The organism is Geobacillus proteiniphilus (assembly GCF_001908025.1).
GTDB classification, from domain to species: domain Bacteria; phylum Bacillota; class Bacilli; order Bacillales; family Anoxybacillaceae; genus Geobacillus; species Geobacillus proteiniphilus.
The window spans coordinates 1-19,076 of sequence record NZ_MQMG01000059.1 but is presented as its reverse complement, the minus strand read 5'-3'; the positions used below and the strand labels follow the sequence as shown (position 1 = coordinate 19,076).

Here is a 19,076-nt window from a genome sequence, read left to right as displayed (position 1 = left end):
AAAATCATAATTTTACAGGCGTGTTGATTAACCAATAATATCCATAAAAAGCATAGAAAAAAGAGCACCTTTCCTGTAGAATGTAAGTAACGACGCAAACAAACCTAGGAGGCGCTCTCTGTGCACAAGCATACCACACTCCCAAATTTGATGCAAAAAATTGTTTCTGATGAGGATCGGATTTTACTTGTCAATTCGGAACAAAACAATGTCGTTCCAAAAAGCGCCATCGCGTCGTGATCTTTCAGGATGCGAACGAGCATGACATCCGTGTGGTCACGAACCTCTTGAAGGCATCGGCGGAAAAGATTGCCGAGATGTATCAAGCGCGTCATCATAAAACGACTATTTACGATCCCATCTGATGAAGAGGCGTAGCTTTCCTAAATGCGTCAAGACGTCTTGATCACCGCCAGCCATTCAGCGCCCTTTTGGCCTCCGTCAAAACGACGGGCGCCCCCTCCGTTGGGGACGCCTGTTCCCGTTATTTTTTCAAATTGTAAAACGAGCGGATGCCTTGATAAATGGCCGTGTGGCCGAGTTCATCTTCAATGCGGAGCAATTGGTTGTATTTCGCGACGCGGTCGGTGCGCGACGGCGCGCCCGTTTTGATTTGGCCGGCGTTGGTTGCGACGGCGATGTCAGCGATCGTGCTGTCTTCCGTTTCGCCGGAGCGGTGCGAGACGACGGCGGTGTAGCCGGCGCGTTTCGCCATTTCGATGGCGTCAAACGTTTCGGTGAGCGTGCCGATTTGGTTCACTTTAATCAAAATCGAGTTGCCGACGCCTTTTTCAATGCCTTCGGCCAGTTTTTTCGTGTTTGTGACAAACAAGTCGTCGCCGACAAGCTGCACTTTTTTGCCGAGCCGCTCGGTCAGCAGTTTATGTCCTTCCCAGTCGTTTTCATCGAGCCCGTCTTCGATCGAGATGATCGGATATTTCGATACAAGCTCTTCATACCAAGCGACCATTTCTTCCGACGTTTTCACAACGCCTTCGCCTTCAAGATGATATTTGCCGTCTTCTTTGTTGTACAGCTCGGACGAGGCAACATCCATGGCGAGCATCACTTGTTCGCCCGGTTTGTAGCCCGCTTTTTCGATCGCTTCGATGATCGTTTGCAACGCTTCTTCGTTCGATTTCAAGTTCGGGGCAAAACCGCCCTCGTCGCCGACCGCCGTGTTGTAGCCTTTCGCTTTTAGCACCGCTTTTAAGCTGTGGAAAATTTCCGCCCCCATGCGCAGCGCTTCGCGGAAGCTTTCCGCGCCGACCGGCATGATCATAAATTCTTGAATGTCGACGTTGTTGTCGGCATGCGCGCCGCCGTTTAAAATGTTCATCATCGGCACCGGCAGCGTTTTGGCGTTAAAGCCGCCCAAGTATTGGTACAGCGGCAGGCCAAGCTCGTCCGCTGCCGCGCGGGCAACGGCGAGCGAGACGCCCAAAATGGCGTTGGCGCCAAGCTTGCTTTTGTTTTCCGTGCCGTCCAGTTCAATCAGCTTCCGGTCGATCGCCACTTGGTCGGTGACTTCGAGGCCGATGATTTCCGGCGCGATCACTTCGTTGACGTTTTCGACTGCTTTCAGCACCCCTTTGCCGAGGTAGCGGTTTTTATCGCCGTCGCGCAGTTCGACCGCTTCATATTCGCCGGTTGAGGCGCCGCTCGGCACCAAGGCGCGGCCGAAGCCGCCGTCTTCCGTATACACTTCCACTTCCACCGTCGGGTTGCCGCGCGAATCGAGCACTTCGCGGGCGTAGACATCGATAATGGCAGACATGGGAACACACTCCTTTTCGTATCGTTTTCTCAAGATCATCGTTATTTTACAATCAACGATTTCCCCGTCATTTCTTTTGGCTGCGGCAAGCCGAGCAAATCAAGCATCGTTGGCGCCAAATCGCCTAAAATGCCGCCGTCTCTAAGCTTGATGCCTTTTTTCGTCACGATCACCGGCACCGGATTCGTCGTATGGGCCGTTTGCGGCTTGCCGTCCGGCGTCAATACTTCATCGGCGTTGCCGTGGTCAGCGGTGATGATGGCGATGCCGCCTTTTGCCAAAATGGCATCGACGACTTTGCCGAGGCATTCGTCCACTGCCTCCACCGCCTTGATCGTCGGCTCGAGCTTGCCGGAATGGCCGACCATATCCGGGTTGGCGTAGTTCAAAATGATCGCATCGTACTTATCGGCTTCAATTTCCTTGAGCAGCGCATCCGTCACTTCATAGGCGCTCATTTCCGGCTTCAAGTCATACGTCGGCACTTTCGGCGAGTTGATCAAAATCCGGTCTTCGCCTGGAAATTTCTCTTCGCGGCCGCCGCTGATGAAAAACGTCACGTGCGGATATTTTTCGGTCTCGGCGATGCGCAGTTGGCGCAGTCCGTGCTGCGACAGCACTTCCCCGAGCGTGTTGTCAAGGTTCGTCGGCTTGAACGCCACGTACCCTTTCACCGTTTCGCTGAAATGGGTCAAGCAGACAAAGAACAAATGCTTCGGATGTTTCGGGCCGCGGTCAAACTCGCGGAAATCTTCGTTCGTAAACGTGTTTGAAATTTGGATCGCCCGGTCAGGGCGGAAATTATAGAAGATAATCGCGTCATTGTCTTGAATCGTCGCCACCGGCGAGCCGTCTTCGCGGACGATGACCGATGGCAGGACGAATTCGTCGTAAATGCCGTGTTTGTACGAGTCCTCGATGCATTCGAGCGGATCGCGGTACGTCGGACCTTCCCCGTACACCATCGCCCGATACGCCTTCTCGACGCGGTCCCACCGCTTGTCGCGGTCCATCGAGTAGTAGCGGCCCGATAACGTCGCGATTTCACCGACCCCGTATTCCTTGATTTTTTCCTGCAGTTCTTTGATGTATTGCGGCGCTGTTTGCGGGCCGACGTCGCGGCCGTCCAAAAAGCCGTGGATGTACACACGCTTCACGCCTTCTTTTGCCGCTAAGCGCAAGAGGGCGTACAAATGGTGAATATGGCTGTGCACCCCGCCGTCAGAAAGCAAACCGAACAAGTGAAGGCTCGTTCCGTGCTGCTTCACATGGTTCATCGCCGCCAAAAACGTTTCATTCCGGTCAAACTCGCCTTCGCGAATGGCAATGTTGACTCGCGTTAAGCTTTGGTACACAATGCGCCCGGCGCCGATGTTTAGATGGCCGACTTCCGAGTTGCCCATCTGCCCTTCCGGAAGCCCGACCGCCTCGCCGCACGCCTTGAGCGTTGTGTGCGGGTATTCGTTCCAATAGCGGTCAAAGTTCGGTTTGTTCGCCTGAGCGACCGCATTGCCGTACGTTTCTTCGCGCAGCGCAAACCCGTCCAAAATGATGAGCGCAACCGGTTTTTTACTCATGGCGGCCCGCCTCCACCAATTGCAAGAATGAAGCCGGCTCGAGGCTCGCCCCGCCGACTAAGGCGCCGTCGATATGTTCTTGCGCCAAGAAGTCGCGGATGTTGTCTGGTTTGACGCTGCCGCCGTATTGAATGCGGATCGCTTCCGCCGCCTCCGGGCCAAACAGGCGCGAAACAACCGAACGGATATGGCCGCAGACGCTGTTGGCGTCTTCCGGTGTTGATGATTTGCCCGTCCCGATCGCCCAAATCGGCTCGTAAGCGATGACCGCTTGCTTCACTTGTTCCGGCGTCAAGCCGGCGAGCGCTTTTTCCACTTGCGAGGCGACAACGGCGTTCGTCTGCCCCGCTTCCCGTTCCTCAAGCGATTCGCCGCAGCAAATAATCGGCGTCAAGCCGCGGGTGAAGGCGGCCAACACTTTTTTGTTCACGGTCTCATCTGTTTCGGCGAACATTTGCCGGCGCTCCGAATGGCCGAGGATGACGTACGTGACGCCGAGATCTTTGAGCATGACCGGGCTCACTTCGCCCGTGTACGCCCCTTGGTCGGCAAAGTGCATCGTTTGCGCTCCGATTTTCAAATCGGTGCCGCTTGCTTGCCGCACCAACCGATCTAAAAAGAGAAACGGCGCGCAAACGACGGAATCGACTTCGTCCGCCGGCGGCACGAGCCCTTTTACTTCCTCGACAAATTGAACGGCTTCCGCCAATGTTTTATGCATTTTCCAGTTGCCTGCAATGATGCGTTTTCTCATCGTTCACCCTTCCTTTCAATGGGCGGCATCAGCCGCCATACGCCAAATCCGGCGCCGTGGGTCATTTGTCTTGCAGCGCGACAACGCCCGGCAGCTGTTTTCCTTCCATAAACTCGAGCGAAGCGCCGCCGCCGGTGGAGATATGGTCCATTTTGTCGGCTAAGCCGAATTTTTCAACCGCCGCCGCCGAATCCCCGCCGCCGATGACCGAATAGGTGTCGGGAGCCTCCGCCAACGCTTGTGCGACCGCTTTTGTCCCATGGGCGAACGCCTCCATTTCAAAGACGCCCATCGGGCCGTTCCAGACGACCAGCTTCGATTGACGAATGACATCGCGGTACAATTCGCGCGTTTTCGGGCCGATGTCAAGCGCCTCCCAATCGTTCGGAATGGCGTCGATGGCGACGACTTTCGTATTGGCGTCGTTCGCAAACCGGTCGGCGACGACGACGTCCACCGGCATATAAAAACGGACGCCTTTTTCTTTCGCCTTTTCCATAAACGATTTGGCGAGTTCGATTTTGTCCTCCTCAAGCAGCGACTTGCCGACGTCATGGCCGAGCGCTTTGACGAACGTATACGCCAGCCCGCCGCCGATGATCAGGTTATCGACTTTATCGAGCAAATTGTCGATGACGCCGATTTTGTCTTTCACTTTCGCGCCGCCGATGATCGCCGTAAACGGGCGGTCCGGGTTGGACAGCGCCTTGCCGAGCACTTCGATTTCTTTTTCCATCAAAAATCCGGCCACCGCGGGCAAGTAATGGGCGATGCCTTCCGTCGACGCATGGGCGCGGTGGGCGGCGCCGAACGCATCGTTGACGTACAGATCCGCGAGCTCAGCGAACGCTTTGGCCAGCTCTGGATCGTTTTTCTCTTCGCCAGGGTAAAAACGGACGTTCTCAAGCAAGAGCACGTCGCCTTCGTTCAAACGGGCGACCGCCGCTTTCACCTCATCGCCGACCGCTTCATTCGTTTTGGCGACTGGCCGTTCAAGCAGCTCGCTAAGCCGCTTCGCAACGGCATCCAAGCGCAAGTCTTCGACCACTTTTCCTTTCGGACGGCCGAGGTGGCTCGCCAAAATGACTTTCGCCCCGTGCTCGATCAAATACCGGATCGTCGGCAGCGCCGCGCGAATGCGCGTGTCATCGGTGATGGCGCCTTGCTCGATCGGCACGTTAAAATCGACGCGGCAAAAGACGCGCTTTCCCCTCACCTCAACGTCGCGGATCGTCTTTTTGTTCATCGTTCGTGCCCCCTTTTGGCTGCAGTTTCGACAAAGGAAAAGGAGTGGGGATCATTTCCCCGCTCCCCTCCATTTTCCTATTATAGACTTGAACGGATGGAAAACTCAATGCCGAGCTGGTTTTACAGCCCTTTCGAGGCGATGTAGGCGGCCAAGTCGACGACGCGGTGCGAATAGCCCGTTTCGTTGTCATACCACGAAACGACTTTCACCATTTTTCCTTCAATGACCATCGTCGACAGCGCATCAATCGTCGACGAAGCGGTGCTGCCGTTGTAATCGCGCGAAACGAGCGGTTCTTCACTGTAGGCCAAAATGCCTTTCAACTCGCCTTCCGCCGCTGCTTTCAACGCGGCATTCACTTCTTCGACCGTCACTTCTTTTTCCAGCTCCGCCACCAAGTCGACGACCGATACGTTCGGCGTCGGCACACGCATCGCCATACCGTTCAATTTGCCTTTCAATTCCGGCAAAACAAGCGCAACAGCTTTCGCCGCCCCGGTCGTCGTCGGAATGATCGATTCCGCGGCCGCGCGGGCCCGGCGCAAGTCTTTATGCGGCAAGTCCAAAATTTGTTGGTCGTTCGTGTACGAGTGAACGGTCGTCATCATGCCGCGGATGATGCCGAATTGTTCGTGCAGCACTTTGGCAAACGGCGCCAAGCAGTTCGTCGTGCACGAAGCGTTCGAGATGACATGATGGGCTTTCGGATCGTATTTATCTTGGTTGACGCCCATGACGATCGTAATGTCCTCGTTTTTCGCCGGTGCGGAAATGATCACTTTTTTCGCGCCGGCTTCCAAATGTTTGGCGGCGTCTTCGCGTTTCGTGAAACGGCCGGTCGATTCGACGACGATGTCAACGCCGACCTCGCCCCACGCCAAGTTCGCCGGATCGCGTTCCGCCTTGACGATGATTTCTTTGCCGTTGACGACCAAGTTGTTGCCGCTCACCGACACTTCGGCGTCCAGACGGCCATGGACGGAGTCGTACTTCAACAAATGAGCAAGCGTATTCGCATCGGTTAAATCGTTCACCGCCACCACTTCAATATCCGGGTTTTTCAATGCCGCGCGGAAGACGTTGCGTCCGATGCGGCCAAATCCGTTGATTCCCACTTTGACTGCCATCTTATTTTCCTCCTTGCGATTGGATTGTATCAGCAAGGGAGATTACTCCCCTACGAACGCTTTTGCGGCTCCTTCGTCCGTCACCAATAGCGAGTGCGGCGCCCGTTTCATGTACGCGCGAATGGCTTTCGCCTTCGACGCCCCTCCGGCGACGGCGATGACATGCTCGACATGCGGGAGGTGTTCAAGCTGAATGCCGACCGTTTTCACTTTATGGACGACGTAGCCGCGTTCGTTGAAATAGTAGCCGAACGCCTCAGCGACCGCATGGCGGGCGATGATTTTCTCCATCTCCACAGGCGGCGTCTTCCGCCGCTTGGCCATCGTCACCGCTTCACCGATGCCGTGGACGACCATGCGGCATGATTGGATGAGCTCAAGCACTTCTTTCACCGCCGGCTCTTCGACAAGCGACGCGTACGCTTCATCGCTCAGCTGGTCAGGCACGTGCAGCAACCGATAGCGGCCCATCGCTTTTTCTGCCATTTTCGCACAAATCGTGTTCGCCTGGTTCTCGACATCTTCGCCAAGACCGCCGCGCGCTGGAACGAACAACACATCGTGAAGCTTCGGATCCGGCGTCATCATCTCCGCGACGGCCGCCATCGTCGTTCCTCCAGCCACGGCGACGATGTCCCCAGGTTCAAGCAGCTCCTTCATGCAGGCGACACATGCTCTTCCCATTTCTTTTTTTACCCAAGGGGAACGGTCGCTATCCCCGGCGACGACAACGACGCGCTCAATGTTCAGCTGCTGTTGCAGCGCCGCTTCGAGCTCTTTGAGCCCGAGCGCTTCCCGCATCAAATCATTGAGCGTATGAAGGAGCGCCTGACCTTCCTCAGTCAACCGCATGCCCGACACATCGGCGGAAAGCAAGTTTTGCCCTTTTAAAAACTCTGTTTCCGACCGGAGCACCCGTTCGCTCATGCCGAGGCTCGCCGCCAGCGCCCGCCGCCCGATCGGCGCCATGAGCGAAATGGAGTGCAAAATTTGATACCGTTTTTGCATAACGTCAAGCAAGTCAGGCAATAACTTTTTTTGTGCTTCTAATAACGGTTGCATCGATCCTTTCTCCTCGATTGAACATAGGGACGTTTCATGTCCCGGTATGACATATTATGTCCCACAGTGCCATAAAAAATTCCTCCCGCGCCATTTTCATTATAGCAGGAGGACGATAGCCGTTCAACTGTTTTGCGCCCGCCGCAACCGTTTTCTCACCGCTTCTTTTTCAATCGCTCCGTAGCCGATTTCTTCGCCATCCAATTCCACAACCGGGATCATCAGCTGATATTTTTCCAGCAGTTCATCATCTTTGTAAATATCAATTTCTTCCAGCGTAAACGAATAGTCCGCCCGCAGCTCCGTCAAAACGGCTTTCGCCTTGTCGCAGAGCGGGCAATTCGTTTTCGTATACAATCGGATATGCATTCATTTCTTCCTCTCTTTCTACAGCAGTTGCCGTTTCGATTGGCCGCCCGCTATGGCAGGCCGATATATTGCCTCCGCTTTGCCGAAGACGGGATGCGCAGCTGCTCGCGGTATTTGGCGACCGTGCGGCGCGAAATGGCGATACCGTGCCGCTCGCGAAGCAAATCAGCAAGCTGTTGGTCAGACAGCGGCGCCCGCCGATCTTCCTCGGAAATAAGGGCCTCGATGATCGCTTTCACGCGGGCGGACGATGCCGCTTCATCCCCTGCGGCCGTCGCGGCATTCGAAAAGAAACGGCGCAGCTCCACGGTGCCAAACGGCGTTTGCACATATTTATGCCGGACCGCGCGGCTCACCGTCGATTCATGAACGCCGAGCTCCTCGGCCACCTCGCGCATCGTCATCGGCTTGAGCGCCGAAAGCCCAAACTCCAAACACGAGCGCTGGCGGTCGATGATGACAGCCATCAAATGCAGAAGCGTCTGTTTCCGTTGCTCCAAACTTTTCGCGAGCCATGTAAACTGCCGATATTTTTCTTTGATAAACTGTTCGGCATGCCGGTCGCCGGATGCGGCGATGCGCCGCTCGTAATCCCGATTCCATCCGAGCTCCGGATGGATGTCATCATTATAGGCGGCCATCCAGTCTCCATCCGCTCCGCGGGTGACGATGACATCCGGCACGACCAAAGGCGGCGTTTCGCTCGAATAGTGAATGCCCGGCCGCGGCTCGAGCGTGCGAATGAGCTCGAAGACGCGCTGCAGTTCGCCAAGGCTGACACCAAGCTGCTTGGCCAGCGTTTTCCACGACTTTTCCGCAAAAGGAACAAAATGATAACGGACGATCGTTTCCGCCAGCTCGTCGCGCTCGGGAAGACGTTCCAGTTGCAGCAAGAGGCATTCCGCCAAATCGCGGGCGCCGACTCCCGGCGGGTCGAGCGACTGCACAAGGCGCAGCCCCCGTTCCATCTCTTGTTCCGATGCGGAAAACCGCGCCGCCAGCTCGGCAAGCGGCACGCGCAAATAGCCGTCCTCATCGAGCGAGGCAATGAGATAGCGGACGATGCGCTCTTCCCGATCGGCCAGCTTCAACGCAGGCAGCTGCCCCAGCAAATGGCCAACAAGCGTCTCTGCGCGGGCGCCAATGTTCTCGAGCCATTGCTTTTGGTCTCTTTCTGTCCGGCTTGGCCGTTGCCGCACCCGGGTGCGACGGATTTCCAAAAACGGGTTTTCCAGCGCCTGTTCATATAAAAACGCTTCCAAATCCACTGCGGAATATTGCAACAGTTCAATCGCCTGCACAAGTTCCTTTGTCAGCGACAACTGCAGCCGCTGCTCTTGCCATAACTCCGCCCTCATCGTCACGCCCCCCTTTCTTTTATTGTACACGACGGGAGCGGGAGGGGGTAGGAGAAATTTTTGACGATGTTTCCGAGATGGTGAAGCTTGGCCGTGCAATGTCGCTCCGAAAAAAACGAAAAACGGCTGCCAATGCAGCCGTTTCCCATATGAAGCGCCCTCGGCAGGATTCGAACCCACGCTAAGAGAACCGGAATCTCTCGTGCTATCCACTACACTACGAGGGCATAGAAATTCATTATTTATCTGTTTCGTTCCGTCGCATGTTCTATTATAGCAGGATCGTACAAAAATGCAAGAGGGAAAATGCAATAAAAAACAGGAAAAATTGGACCTTTGTTTCTTCCACATCAATGACACCGCCACAGGCAACTGGTTAAAAAAATGAAAAAGCGGTTATGATGAAAAAAGGGATGTTTGCCGCTAGCCGCGAATATGTTATAAAGGATGGGGAAGGTCGTTTTGTTTGACCTTCATTGACCATGCCTGTATGATTAAAGCGTACATATTGATCCATTAGGGTGGAAAAGGAGGCGTTTTTGATGTATTTGATTCCGACTGTCATCGAACAGACGAACCGCGGGGAGCGAGCGTACGACATTTATTCGCGCTTATTGAAAGACCGAATTGTGTTCCTTGGCAGCCCGATCGACGACCAAGTGGCCAACTCGATCGTGTCGCAGCTGTTGTTTTTGGCGGCGGAAGACCCGGACAAAGATATTTCCTTGTACATCAACAGCCCCGGCGGCTCGATCACAGCTGGCCTGGCGATTTACGACACGATGCAGTTCATCAAGCCGGACGTATCGACGATTTGCATCGGCATGGCCGCTTCCATGGGGGCGTTTCTGCTTGCCGCCGGTGCGAAAGGGAAACGGTTCGCCTTGCCCAATAGTGAAATCATGATCCACCAACCGCTCGGCGGCGCCCAAGGGCAAGCGACGGAAATCGAAATTGCGGCGAAGCGCATTTTGTTCTTGCGCGACAAATTGAACCGCATTTTATCGGAAAACACCGGTCAGCCGATCGAAGTGATCGAGCGCGATACGGACCGCGACAACTTTATGACCGCGCAAAAAGCGAAAGAATACGGCATCATTGACCGCGTGTTGACGCGCGCTGACGAAAAATAAGACAAAGCAAAAGGCTGCTTCCGCGAACAACGGAGCAGCCTTTTCCATTCCTTTCCCCGCCAGCCATCCACGCCACTTTACTTTTCCTTTTGCACATAGGCGGCGAGCTTTTCGATCGCTTCTTGCTCATCCGGACCGTCGGCAATGAGCGTGATCACCGCTCCATGGCCGATGGCGAGGCTCATCAAGCCCATAATGCTTTTCGCGTTGACTCGCTTTCCGTCTTTTTCCAAAAACACATCGGCAGAAAAGCGGTTCGCTTCTTGGACGAACAACGCCGCCGGACGCGCCTGCAGCCCGGTTTTTAATTTCACTTCCACTTGTTTTTCCACCATTCTCCATCTCCCCTTTACAGCGATTTATGGAAATCGACCGGCTTTCCGGCCCGCAGTCGTTCCGCGATCTCATCAATTTTGCGCAGGCGGTGGTTGATGCCGGATTTGCTGATTTTTCCACCGGCAACCATCTCGCCGAGCTCTTTCAGCGTCACGTCTTGATGCTCGATGCGAAGTTTCGCGATTTCCCGCAGCTTGGCCGGCAGCGAATCAAGGCCGATCGTTTCATCAATATAGCGGATGTTCTCCACCTGGCGGAGCGCGGCGCCGATCGTTTTGTTCAAATTCGCGGTCTCGCAATTGACGAGCCGGTTGACCGAGTTGCGCATGTCGCGGACAATGCGAATGTCCTCAAAGCGGAGCAGCGCTTGATGGGCGCCGATAATGTTCAAAAACTCGGCGATTTTTTCCGCCTCTTTTAAATACGTAATAAACCCTTTTTTCCGTTCCAACGTTTTCGCATTTAAAAAAAAGTGGCTGTTCATCAATTCGCATAACGCCCGGTTATGCTCCTCATACAGCGAAAAAATCTCCAAATGGTATGACGACGTCTCCGGGTTGTTGACCGAACCGCCGGCCAAAAATGCGCCGCGCAAATACGAGCGCTTGCAGCATTTTTTCTTGACGAGTTCCGGAGAAATGTCATGGATGAGCGAAAAATCGCCGTTCACAATGTAAAGCTCGCGAAGGAGTGCGGCCGCACCGTCGGTCACGCGGACGATGTAGACGTTGTTTTTTTTCAAGCGCATTTTCTTGCGGACAAACAGCTCGACTGCGACATCATACCCTTTTTTCAGCAGCGTATAAATGCGCCGAGCGATCGCCGCATTTTCCGTCTGGACATCGATGGCCATTCGCCCGCCGGAAAACGACAGTGAACCGTTCATGCGCAAAAGCGCCGACAGCTCCGCCCGCAAGCAGCAAGGCTTCACCTCTAAATGGGTCAATTCCTTTTTCGTTTCCGATGCAAAAGACACGATCGCTCCACCTCCATTCGTTCCCCGCATCCGGCCGGTGGAGGTGCCTGACATTCGGCGCGGCCATCGGAAGCATCGCCGCCCATAATGGCGCTTTGCGGCCTACTCGGGCCCCGCCTTTAACGGTGAGGGAGAAGCCCGAGAAGAAGGGCGGCGACTTTCGCCGTATTATGGCGAATGACCCCATCCTCGTACGTGACAATATCGTCGCGGATGACTTGCAACGAAAGCCCGCTGCTGTCGTCACGCACCGGCTCGGCCCGCTCCGCCTCGTAGCGGCGGCGGATCGCTTCCGGGATCGCTCCGCTGTTGATGATCACCACATCCAAAAACGGGCCGCCAAGATGAGCATGAAGCGCCTCCACATGGTCGCTCACCGTATAGTGCGGCGTCTCGCCGGCCTGAGTCATAATGTTGCATATATATACTTTTTTCGCCTTCGCCTTGCATACTTCCTGCCCGATTTTCGGTACGAGCAAATTCGGCAAGATGCTTGTGTACAAGCTGCCCGGCCCGATGACGATCAAATCGGCGCGGCGGATGGCATCAACCGTCTCCGGCAGCGGCTCAATATCCTCTGGGGTTAAAAACACCCTCTTAATTTTTTTCCCCGCACTCGGGATTTTTGACTCGCCAGAGACAACGGAACCATCTTCCATCTCCGCGTGCAAGACGACGCTTTTGTTCGCCGCCGGCAGCACTTGGCCGCGCACGTTCAACACTTTGCTCATCTCACGGATCGCCTTGACAAAGTCGCCGGTGATCGATGTGAGCGCCGCCAAAATCAAATTGCCGAGCGAATGGCCGGATAAGCCGTTGCCGTTTTGAAAACGGTGCTGGAACAGCTCGACAATGAGCGGTTCGACGTCAGACAGCGCGGCCAATACGTTGCGGACATCCCCGGGCGGCGGAATGTGCAGCTCATCGCGCAGCCGCCCGGAACTTCCGCCATCATCGGCGACGGTGACAATGGCGGTCAAATCCAACTCATGCTGCTTCAGCCCCCTCAGCAGGACGGGAAGCCCGGTGCCGCCGCCGATGACGACCAGTTTCGCTGCTTGTTCGTTCCTCATCGGTGTATGTCCTTTCTCCTCTCCATGTCCCGGTGCGAGACAACGGTTTTATAGTCAGCCGAAAAATGGCGGGCGATATATTCGGCGAGCGCCACCGAACGGTGCTGGCCGCCCGTGCAGCCGATGGCGATCACCAGCTGGCTTTTTCCTTCGCGCTGGTAATACGGCAGCATAAACGACAACAAGTCGATCAGCTTTTCCAAAAACTTTTGCGTTTCCCCCCACTTGAGCACGTAGGACGATACGTCGTCATCCAACCCGGTTTTCGGACGCATATGTTCAATGTAATGCGGGTTCGGCAAAAAGCGGACGTCAAACACCAAATCTGCATCAATTGGAATGCCGTACTTAAACCCAAACGACATGACGTTGATGGTAAACCCGGATTGAGCGTGCGATGAAAACTGGCGGATGATTTTCTCCCGCAGCTCGCGCGGCTTCAGTCCGGTCGTATCGTAAATGATCTGCGCCCGCCCTTTCAGTTCTTCGAGCAGCTTCCGCTCCAAACGGATTCCTTCAAGCGGGGGCTCGTTCGGCGCAAGCGGATGCGTCCGCCGCGTTTCTTTGTAGCGGGCCACCAACGTCGAATCTTGGGCGTCCAAGAACAACACCTGGGGGATGACCCACGCTTGCTCAGCCAGCTCATCGAGCGCAGCGAACAAATGATCGAAAAAGTCGCGGCTGCGCAAATCCATGACAAGGGCGACTTTGTTCATTTTATTCCCGGATTCTTTGACGAGCTCCAAAAATTTCGGCAGCAGCGTCGGCGGCAAGTTGTCAATACAAAAAAAGCCGAGGTCTTCGAAGCTTTGAATCGCCACCGTCTTTCCCGCGCCGGACATGCCGGTGATAATGACGAGCTGAATCGGCTGCAACGCCCCGTTTTGTCCCATCTCCGCCCCTCCTCTCCATCAGCTCGGATCGAGCCGATATGAAAGCAACTCGAATTCCTCTGTATAGACAAACACCCCGTACATGACCCCTTTGCCTTTCAAGGCGTAGTCCAAAATATGGTAGTCGCCAGGGGCCATCGGCAGCGTCGAAAGCGTCTCCACCTGATGCCAAGCGAGCGTCCCTTCTTCGGAAGACGGCACGTTTTCGCCAATGAAGTCGTCGGCGAAAAACGTAAACATCATCCACTCCGACACCGTTTCGTCCCCATTTTTCATCACGATCGTAAAGACGCCTTTCAGCTCCGGATTTTTCAAGTAAATGCCCGTCTCTTCCCGATATTCGCGAATGCACGCTTCGCGCACCGTCTCGCCAAGCTCCATTTTGCCGCCCGGGGCGACCCACCAGCCGCGCTTCGGCTTTTGCAAAAGCAGCACTTGGCCGTCTTTATATAATACGCAGTTTGTCACCCGTTGCAATTTGTTCACCCCAACCATTCCGCAAACACGCACATAATCATCTTTATTTTACCATAAATAGTTAGGCCGCTCCACATTCAAACCGTTGGAAAACACCCCACCGACAGCTTCTCCGATGACTCGGCGGAAAGCCAACCGGCAGAACCAGAGTTGCCAGCAAAAAAGAGACGCGGACAAACGCCCGCGCCGAATCAAGGATCTATATAAAAGGGGGTCAATTACTTACTTATAGCATACGATACTTCTATTGCATTCGTGTTACATCTGGGTTAAATCACCATTACGGTTTTGTTGCGGTTTCGTTACCGACTCAGCTGACCCCTTGCTTATTGAGCTTTTCTTTCAGTTCCTCAACGTAATGCTGGGCGCTTTGCGCGGCGATGCTGCCGTCGCCGGTAGCCGTCACGATTTGCCGGAGCGTTTTTTCCCGCACATCACCGGCGGCGAAAATGCCCGGCACTTTCGTCTCCATCTTTTCGTTCGTGACGATATAGCCGTTTTCATTCGTGATGCCAAGATTGGCAAACGGCTTCGAGAGCGGCACCATCCCGATGTAAATGAAGACGCCGTCGCACGGAAATTCGCGCTCCTCGCCCGTTTGCGTATGCACAAGCGTCACGCTGCCGACTTTTCCATCCTTTTCGTTGATTTGTTTCACCGTATGGTTCCAGATGAAATCAATTTTTTCATTGGCGAACGCCCGGTCTTGCAAAATTTTTTGCGCCCGCAGCTTGTCGCGGCGGTGAACGATCGTCACTTTATTGGCAAACCGCGTCAAATAGACGCCCTCTTCGACCGCCGAGTCGCCGCCGCCGACGACGACCAAATTTTTCCCTTTGAAAAACGCCCCGTCGCACACCGCACAGTACGAAACACCGCGGCCGCCGAGCTCTGCTTCCCCCGGTACGCCGAGTTTTTTATATTCAGCTCCGGTGGCGATGATGACGGCGCGGGCCTTGTACTCTTTGTCGCCGACGATGACCGTTTTGTACGCCTCGCCGTCAATGACTTCCTTCACATCGCCATACGCATACTCCGCGCCGAATTTTTTCGCATGCTCAAACATTTTTGTCGCCAATTCGGGGCCTAAAATCGTCTCAAAGCCAGGATAGTTCTCGACTTCCTCGGTATTGACCATTTGCCCGCCTGGGACGCCGCGCTCGATCATCAGCGTCGACAAGTTGGCGCGCGATGTATACACAGCCGCCGTCAGCCCTGCCGGCCCAGCTCCGGCAATAATGACATCGTAAATTTTTTCGTCTGCCACACCGTCCACTCCTTCGCTCGAGAATCATTCCATTTTCATCGTATAGAAGTCGATTCGTACTGTCTATTGATTTGCTCATGTATATAGCCGGCGCGCTTTTTGCACGTATTTTTGCACCGTCGCCGCCGAAACGCCGTATTTGGCCGCCATCTCTCTTTGCGTCACACGCTCTCCTTGCTGTCGGCGCCAAATGTATTCGATCGCCGCCGCCCACGCGGCCCCGTTCGCAAACGGCTCGCGATCAGCCGACGGATGGACGGCCATCGCGAAGGCGAAGCGGCAGAGCGCTTCCTTTCCCTCATTATGTGCCGAAAGCGCATCGACCATGCGGCCGATGTTCGCCGCCCAAGCGGACGGGCCATCGGTTAAGCCAAACAAAAAGCAGTCGATAAACGGGCGCAGACGGGGATCGGACGGCAAGAGGCGGCATACCGCAAGCGACATCGATGGCTCTTTCGCCTGCGGCGAGCGGCTGAACAAGTACAATCCGTACAGACGGTCGGCCAGCTCGTCGCCCTCCAGCCAAGCCATCAAGCGGATGAGCGCCTCATCCACCGGCGCTGAAACGGTCCATGGCTCCTCACCGCGTTTTTCGGGATGGAGGGTGGTAAGCATCTCCCACATTTGCCGAGCGAGCGGCTCATGGCCAGTATAGTAGGCAGCGCAAGCAAGCCAATAATAAAATGGCCCATCACCGTCAAAGCCTTGTTTATACAAACGGTGCAGCCAACGGAACGCCAAATCGAACCGCCCGACAAGCGCGAACGTCGCCCCGAGCTTGTATTGATGCTCACGAAAAAACGGATACAAACCGGCCAGCGTCTCGCAAAGCGCGGCCGCCTGTTCTTCCTCACGCAAGTAATAGGCGAAGACAAGTGCGTTGCAAAGCGCATGCAAATTGCCGGGATCGCGTTTGAGCACTTCACGCACTTTCTGTTTCGCTTTGTCGACATCGCCGCTGTAAAAATAGGCAAGCGCCAAATTGTTATGCGCCGACCAAACGTCCGGATAGCGCGCGACGAGCGCTTCAAGCGCTTCAATCGCTTCCGCAAACCGCTCCTCCTCAAGCAAACGGCGGGCTCGATCCTCCAGCACCATCAGCTGCTCCTGCTCTTCCGTCCATTCCGGGCCATCGAGCCGAAGCAGCTCAAGCAAGTCAGCGGCATCGTCGGCAAACTCTCCGGCCGGCTCTTGCGCCAAATAACGCTCCGCGTATTGCCTCGCTTCGCGAAACAAGCCGAGACAGGCGAAATTGTTCGCCAAAAAATACAAACAGTCGTACATCGTTTCGTCCAAATCGTGGATAATTTTGAACAGCCATTGATTGGAAAATTGATATTCACCAAGCTCCGACAGCACAAGGGCAAGCTGCAAGGCGAATGAGGCGTCGCGCTCATCCAAACGGACGGCGCGCTCAAAATATTTCCTCGCCTTTTCCAAATCGCCTTGGTCGTATGCTTTCATTCCTTTTTTAAAAAAGTAATCCCCGCTTTGGATGAACGGTACAATCGTCGCTTTTCGTGATGATCGCTTCAGTTGTTTTCCCATTCTGTCCTCCGTCGTCCGTAAAATTCGTCGAACAACAGTATACCATATCGGCGGCGAAAACAGGCAAGAAACTTCAGGAATCCGGTTTTTCCGTGCAAAAAAGGAACGCCGGCGCGATGGCAGACGTTCCTTTTTCTCCCCGAACCATCTTGTTATTTTTTGTCGCCCGCTCCCGCCTTTTGCGCGTGCCGCTCGGCAAGCGTCTCCAACACCGCGTCAAGCGGCAACTTTTGTTCGCGCAACAGCACAAGCAAATGGTACAATAAGTCGGCTGCTTCCCATTTCAATTCCTCGTGGTTTTGGTTTTTGGCGGCGATGATGACTTCCGCCGCTTCTTCGCCGACTTTTTTCAAAATCTTATCGACGCCTTTTTCAAACAAATATGTCGTGTACGACCCTTCCGGCCGTTCGGCGTCGCGCTTGGCGATGATCTGTTCCAACTCGTTCAAAATGGCGAATCGATCGGCAGCCGGCGTGCGCGCCGCGCCGTCCAGCGAGCGGGAAAAGCAGGAATACGACCCGGTATGGCAGGCCGGACCGGCCGGCTCGACGAGAACGAGCAGGGCGTCGGCGTCGCAGTCGTAGCGGATGTCGACAACGCGCTGCACGTTCCCAGATGTCGCCCCTTTATGCCATAGTTCTTGGCGCGAGCGGCTGTAAAACCATGTTTCTCCGGTCTCCAGCGTTTTTTCAAGCGACTCTTTGTTCATATAGGCGAGCGTGAGCACTTCCTTGCTTTGCGCATCTTGGACGATCGCGGGTACAAGCCCTTTTTCATCAAAGCGAATGTCCGCCGTCATCGCACGTTCACCCCTCTTTCTTTCAAGTACGCTTTCACTTGTCCGACCGACGTTTCTTTGTAATGGAAAATCGATGCCGCGAGCGCCGCGTCTGCTTTCCCCTCTTCAAAAGCTTGAAGGAAATGCTCCGCCTTGCCGGCGCCGCCCGAGGCGATGACCGGAACCGAGACCGCTTCGCTCACTTTGCGCGTCAACTCAATATCAAAACCGTTTTTGCCGCCGTCCGCGTCCATGCTCGTCAACAAAATCTCCCCGGCGCCAAGGCGGACCGCTTCCTGCGCCCAAGCGACGACTTCCCAGTCCGTGGCGTTGCGGCCGCCGTGCGTATAGACGCGCCATGAACCAAGCGTTTCATCGTATTTCGCGTCAATGGCGACGACGATGCATTGCGAGCCGAAAAAGTCCGCCCCTTCGGTGATCAAGGTCGGATGGAGCACCGCGGCGGTGTTGAGCGACACTTTGTCGGCCCCGGCGCGCAACATGCGCTTCATGTCATCAAGCGAGTGGATGCCGCCGCCGACCGTAAACGGAATCGCTAGCTGGGCGGCGACGCGCTCGACGACATCCACCATCGTTTTCCGCCCTTCATGGGAAGCGGAAATGTCCAAAAACACAAGCTCGTCCGCCCCTTGCTCATCGTACGCCTTCGCGAGCTCCACCGGATCGCCGGCATCGCGCAGCTGGACAAACTGCACCCCTTTGACGACGCGGCCGTCTTTCACATCGAGACACGGGATGATGCGCTTCGTGATCATCGTTCGTTCACCGCCTTGAGCGCTTCCGTGAGCGTAAACTGATTCGTATAAAGCGCCTTGCCGACGATCGCGCCGCCGATGCCTTGTCCAGCATATTGGCGGAGCGCGCGCAAATCGTCAAGCGAGCTGACGCCGCCAGAAGCGATTACTTCTTTTCCCGTCGCCTCGGCCAATCGGACCGCCGCGGCGATGTTCGGGCCCGACAGCGTGCCATCGGTCGCAATATCGGTGAAAATAAACGTCTCCGCCCCCGCCTCGGCGAGCATCCGCCCGAGCTCTTCCGCTTTCACGTTCGACGTCGCAATCCACCCTTCCGTCGCCACGAAGCCGTCGCGGGCGTCAATGCCAATCACGATGCGGCGGCCGTATTTTTGGAGCATCTTTTTCACAAACGGCGGGTCGGAAATGGCCGCGCTTCCTAAAATGACGCGAGCGACCCCGTTTTCTAAATAATACACGATATCCTCTTCCGTCCGGATGCCGCCGCCCACTTGCACATGGACGGAAAGGCGCCGGGCCGCTTCAATGACAAACCGGTCGTTGAC

General features: G+C 55.3%; 19 protein-coding genes, 1 tRNA gene and 1 pseudogene. 2 read left to right on the top strand and 19 right to left on the bottom strand.

Translation table 11 applies throughout. The features are described from left to right. Positions 1–176: 176 nt before the first annotated feature. A pseudogene (locus BRO54_RS19595) lies at positions 177–332 on the top strand (IS4 family transposase); the annotation flags it as partial. 152 nt (positions 333–484) lie between these two features. Here BRO54_RS19595 and eno read toward each other — a convergent pair. The 9 genes from eno to BRO54_RS16255 form a co-directional block, all read right to left on the bottom strand. After that, a complete protein-coding gene (gene eno, locus BRO54_RS16295) occupies positions 485–1,777 on the bottom strand; it encodes a phosphopyruvate hydratase (RefSeq protein WP_025949887.1) in 1,293 nt (430 codons plus the stop codon). A 41-nt stretch (positions 1,778–1,818) separates the two neighbouring features. After that, complete coding sequence (gene gpmI, locus BRO54_RS16290) at positions 1,819–3,354, bottom strand: 2,3-bisphosphoglycerate-independent phosphoglycerate mutase (protein WP_074044618.1); 1,536 nt, start codon at positions 3,352–3,354, stop codon at positions 1,819–1,821. Continuing rightward, entirely contained in the window at positions 3,347–4,108 is a 762-nt protein-coding gene (tpiA, locus tag BRO54_RS16285) for a triose-phosphate isomerase (RefSeq protein ID WP_074044617.1), read from the bottom strand. The genes gpmI and tpiA overlap by 8 nt, the downstream gene beginning before the upstream one ends. A gap of 61 nt (positions 4,109–4,169) precedes the next feature. After that, entirely contained in the window at positions 4,170–5,354 is a 1,185-nt protein-coding gene (locus BRO54_RS16280; RefSeq protein ID WP_074044616.1) for a phosphoglycerate kinase, read from the bottom strand. 122 nt (positions 5,355–5,476) lie between these two features. After that, on the bottom strand, positions 5,477–6,484 hold the full coding sequence (gene gap / locus BRO54_RS16275) for a type I glyceraldehyde-3-phosphate dehydrogenase (RefSeq protein ID WP_074044615.1): 1,008 nt from the start codon (positions 6,482–6,484) through the stop codon (positions 5,477–5,479). A 42-nt stretch (positions 6,485–6,526) separates the two neighbouring features. Then, positions 6,527–7,546: a sugar-binding transcriptional regulator gene (locus BRO54_RS16270; RefSeq protein ID WP_074044614.1), complete on the bottom strand. Its 1,020-nt coding sequence runs from the start codon at positions 7,544–7,546 to the stop codon at positions 6,527–6,529. A gap of 123 nt (positions 7,547–7,669) precedes the next feature. Then, positions 7,670–7,915 (bottom strand): glutaredoxin family protein, encoded by a 246-nt coding sequence (locus BRO54_RS16265; protein WP_074044613.1) that lies wholly within the window; start codon positions 7,913–7,915, stop codon positions 7,670–7,672. Positions 7,916–7,965: 50 nt separating this feature from the next. After that, positions 7,966–9,273, bottom strand: a complete 1,308-nt coding sequence (gene rpoN, locus BRO54_RS16260) for an RNA polymerase factor sigma-54 (protein WP_074044612.1) — start codon at positions 9,271–9,273, stop codon at positions 7,966–7,968. Positions 9,274–9,428: 155 nt separating this feature from the next. Continuing rightward, positions 9,429–9,500, bottom strand: a tRNA-Arg gene (locus tag BRO54_RS16255). 315 nt (positions 9,501–9,815) lie between these two features. On the opposite strand from BRO54_RS16255, the gene clpP reads away from it, so the two are divergent. Continuing rightward, positions 9,816–10,406: an ATP-dependent Clp endopeptidase proteolytic subunit ClpP gene (clpP, locus tag BRO54_RS16245; RefSeq protein ID WP_044732602.1), complete on the top strand. Its 591-nt coding sequence runs from the start codon at positions 9,816–9,818 to the stop codon at positions 10,404–10,406. A 77-nt stretch (positions 10,407–10,483) separates the two neighbouring features. On the opposite strand, the gene BRO54_RS16240 is transcribed toward clpP, so the two are convergent. The 10 genes from BRO54_RS16240 to BRO54_RS16195 form a co-directional block, all read right to left on the bottom strand. Next, positions 10,484–10,741 carry an HPr family phosphocarrier protein gene (locus tag BRO54_RS16240; protein WP_011232533.1) on the bottom strand — a complete coding sequence of 86 codons (258 nt, stop codon included), beginning with the start codon at positions 10,739–10,741 and terminating at the stop codon, positions 10,484–10,486. Positions 10,742–10,755: 14 nt separating this feature from the next. Beyond that, entirely contained in the window at positions 10,756–11,718 is a 963-nt protein-coding gene (gene whiA / locus BRO54_RS16235) for a DNA-binding protein WhiA (protein WP_074044611.1), read from the bottom strand. A gap of 119 nt (positions 11,719–11,837) precedes the next feature. Continuing rightward, complete coding sequence (locus BRO54_RS16230; RefSeq protein WP_074044610.1) at positions 11,838–12,791, bottom strand: gluconeogenesis factor YvcK family protein; 954 nt, start codon at positions 12,789–12,791, stop codon at positions 11,838–11,840. Then, complete coding sequence (gene rapZ / locus BRO54_RS16225; protein ID WP_074044609.1) at positions 12,788–13,684, bottom strand: RNase adapter RapZ; 897 nt, start codon at positions 13,682–13,684, stop codon at positions 12,788–12,790. The genes BRO54_RS16230 and rapZ overlap by 4 nt, the downstream gene beginning before the upstream one ends. A gap of 18 nt (positions 13,685–13,702) precedes the next feature. Further along, on the bottom strand, positions 13,703–14,179 hold the full coding sequence (locus BRO54_RS16220; RefSeq protein WP_074044608.1) for an NUDIX hydrolase: 477 nt from the start codon (positions 14,177–14,179) through the stop codon (positions 13,703–13,705). A 292-nt stretch (positions 14,180–14,471) separates the two neighbouring features. Further along, positions 14,472–15,428 carry a thioredoxin-disulfide reductase gene (trxB, locus tag BRO54_RS16215; RefSeq protein WP_074044607.1) on the bottom strand — a complete coding sequence of 319 codons (957 nt, stop codon included), beginning with the start codon at positions 15,426–15,428 and terminating at the stop codon, positions 14,472–14,474. A gap of 75 nt (positions 15,429–15,503) precedes the next feature. Beyond that, on the bottom strand, positions 15,504–16,976 hold the full coding sequence (locus tag BRO54_RS16210) for a tetratricopeptide repeat protein (RefSeq protein ID WP_074044606.1): 1,473 nt from the start codon (positions 16,974–16,976) through the stop codon (positions 15,504–15,506). Positions 16,977–17,128: 152 nt separating this feature from the next. Next, positions 17,129–17,776 (bottom strand): bifunctional phosphoribosyl-AMP cyclohydrolase/phosphoribosyl-ATP diphosphatase HisIE, encoded by a 648-nt coding sequence (gene hisIE / locus BRO54_RS16205; protein ID WP_074044605.1) that lies wholly within the window; start codon positions 17,774–17,776, stop codon positions 17,129–17,131. Next, entirely contained in the window at positions 17,773–18,531 is a 759-nt protein-coding gene (gene hisF / locus BRO54_RS16200) for an imidazole glycerol phosphate synthase subunit HisF (protein ID WP_074044604.1), read from the bottom strand. The genes hisIE and hisF overlap by 4 nt, the downstream gene beginning before the upstream one ends. Beyond that, positions 18,528–19,076 (bottom strand): HisA/HisF-related TIM barrel protein (locus tag BRO54_RS16195; protein WP_074044603.1); only part of this gene is annotated, 549 nt, incomplete at its 5' end. The genes hisF and BRO54_RS16195, both read right to left, overlap by 4 nt.

What these genes read in the sequence shown, in the direction of transcription:
- rapZ (WP_074044609.1), bottom strand. Translation starts at nt 13,684, where the DNA reads ATGGGACAAAACGGGGCGTTGCAGCCGATTCAGCTCGTCATTATCACC.
- BRO54_RS16210 (WP_074044606.1), bottom strand. Translation starts at nt 16,976, where the DNA reads ATGGGAAAACAACTGAAGCGATCATCACGAAAAGCGACGATTGTACCG.
- eno (WP_025949887.1), bottom strand. Translation starts at nt 1,777, where the DNA reads ATGTCTGCCATTATCGATGTCTACGCCCGCGAAGTGCTCGATTCGCGC.
- tpiA (WP_074044617.1), bottom strand. Translation starts at nt 4,108, where the DNA reads ATGAGAAAACGCATCATTGCAGGCAACTGGAAAATGCATAAAACATTG.
- BRO54_RS16230 (WP_074044610.1), bottom strand. Translation starts at nt 12,791, where the DNA reads ATGAGGAACGAACAAGCAGCGAAACTGGTCGTCATCGGCGGCGGCACC.
- hisF (WP_074044604.1), bottom strand. Translation starts at nt 18,531, where the DNA reads ATGATCACGAAGCGCATCATCCCGTGTCTCGATGTGAAAGACGGCCGC.
- BRO54_RS16270 (WP_074044614.1), bottom strand. Translation starts at nt 7,546, where the DNA reads ATGCAACCGTTATTAGAAGCACAAAAAAAGTTATTGCCTGACTTGCTT.
- gap (WP_074044615.1), bottom strand. Translation starts at nt 6,484, where the DNA reads ATGGCAGTCAAAGTGGGAATCAACGGATTTGGCCGCATCGGACGCAAC.
- clpP (WP_044732602.1), top strand. Translation starts at nt 9,816, where the DNA reads ATGTATTTGATTCCGACTGTCATCGAACAGACGAACCGCGGGGAGCGA.
- BRO54_RS16240 (WP_011232533.1), bottom strand. Translation starts at nt 10,741, where the DNA reads ATGGTGGAAAAACAAGTGGAAGTGAAATTAAAAACCGGGCTGCAGGCG.
- rpoN (WP_074044612.1), bottom strand. Translation starts at nt 9,273, where the DNA reads ATGAGGGCGGAGTTATGGCAAGAGCAGCGGCTGCAGTTGTCGCTGACA.
- BRO54_RS16265 (WP_074044613.1), bottom strand. Translation starts at nt 7,915, where the DNA reads ATGCATATCCGATTGTATACGAAAACGAATTGCCCGCTCTGCGACAAG.
- BRO54_RS16220 (WP_074044608.1), bottom strand. Translation starts at nt 14,179, where the DNA reads ATGGTTGGGGTGAACAAATTGCAACGGGTGACAAACTGCGTATTATAT.
- hisIE (WP_074044605.1), bottom strand. Translation starts at nt 17,776, where the DNA reads ATGACGGCGGACATTCGCTTTGATGAAAAAGGGCTTGTACCCGCGATC.
- gpmI (WP_074044618.1), bottom strand. Translation starts at nt 3,354, where the DNA reads ATGAGTAAAAAACCGGTTGCGCTCATCATTTTGGACGGGTTTGCGCTG.
- BRO54_RS16280 (WP_074044616.1), bottom strand. Translation starts at nt 5,354, where the DNA reads ATGAACAAAAAGACGATCCGCGACGTTGAGGTGAGGGGAAAGCGCGTC.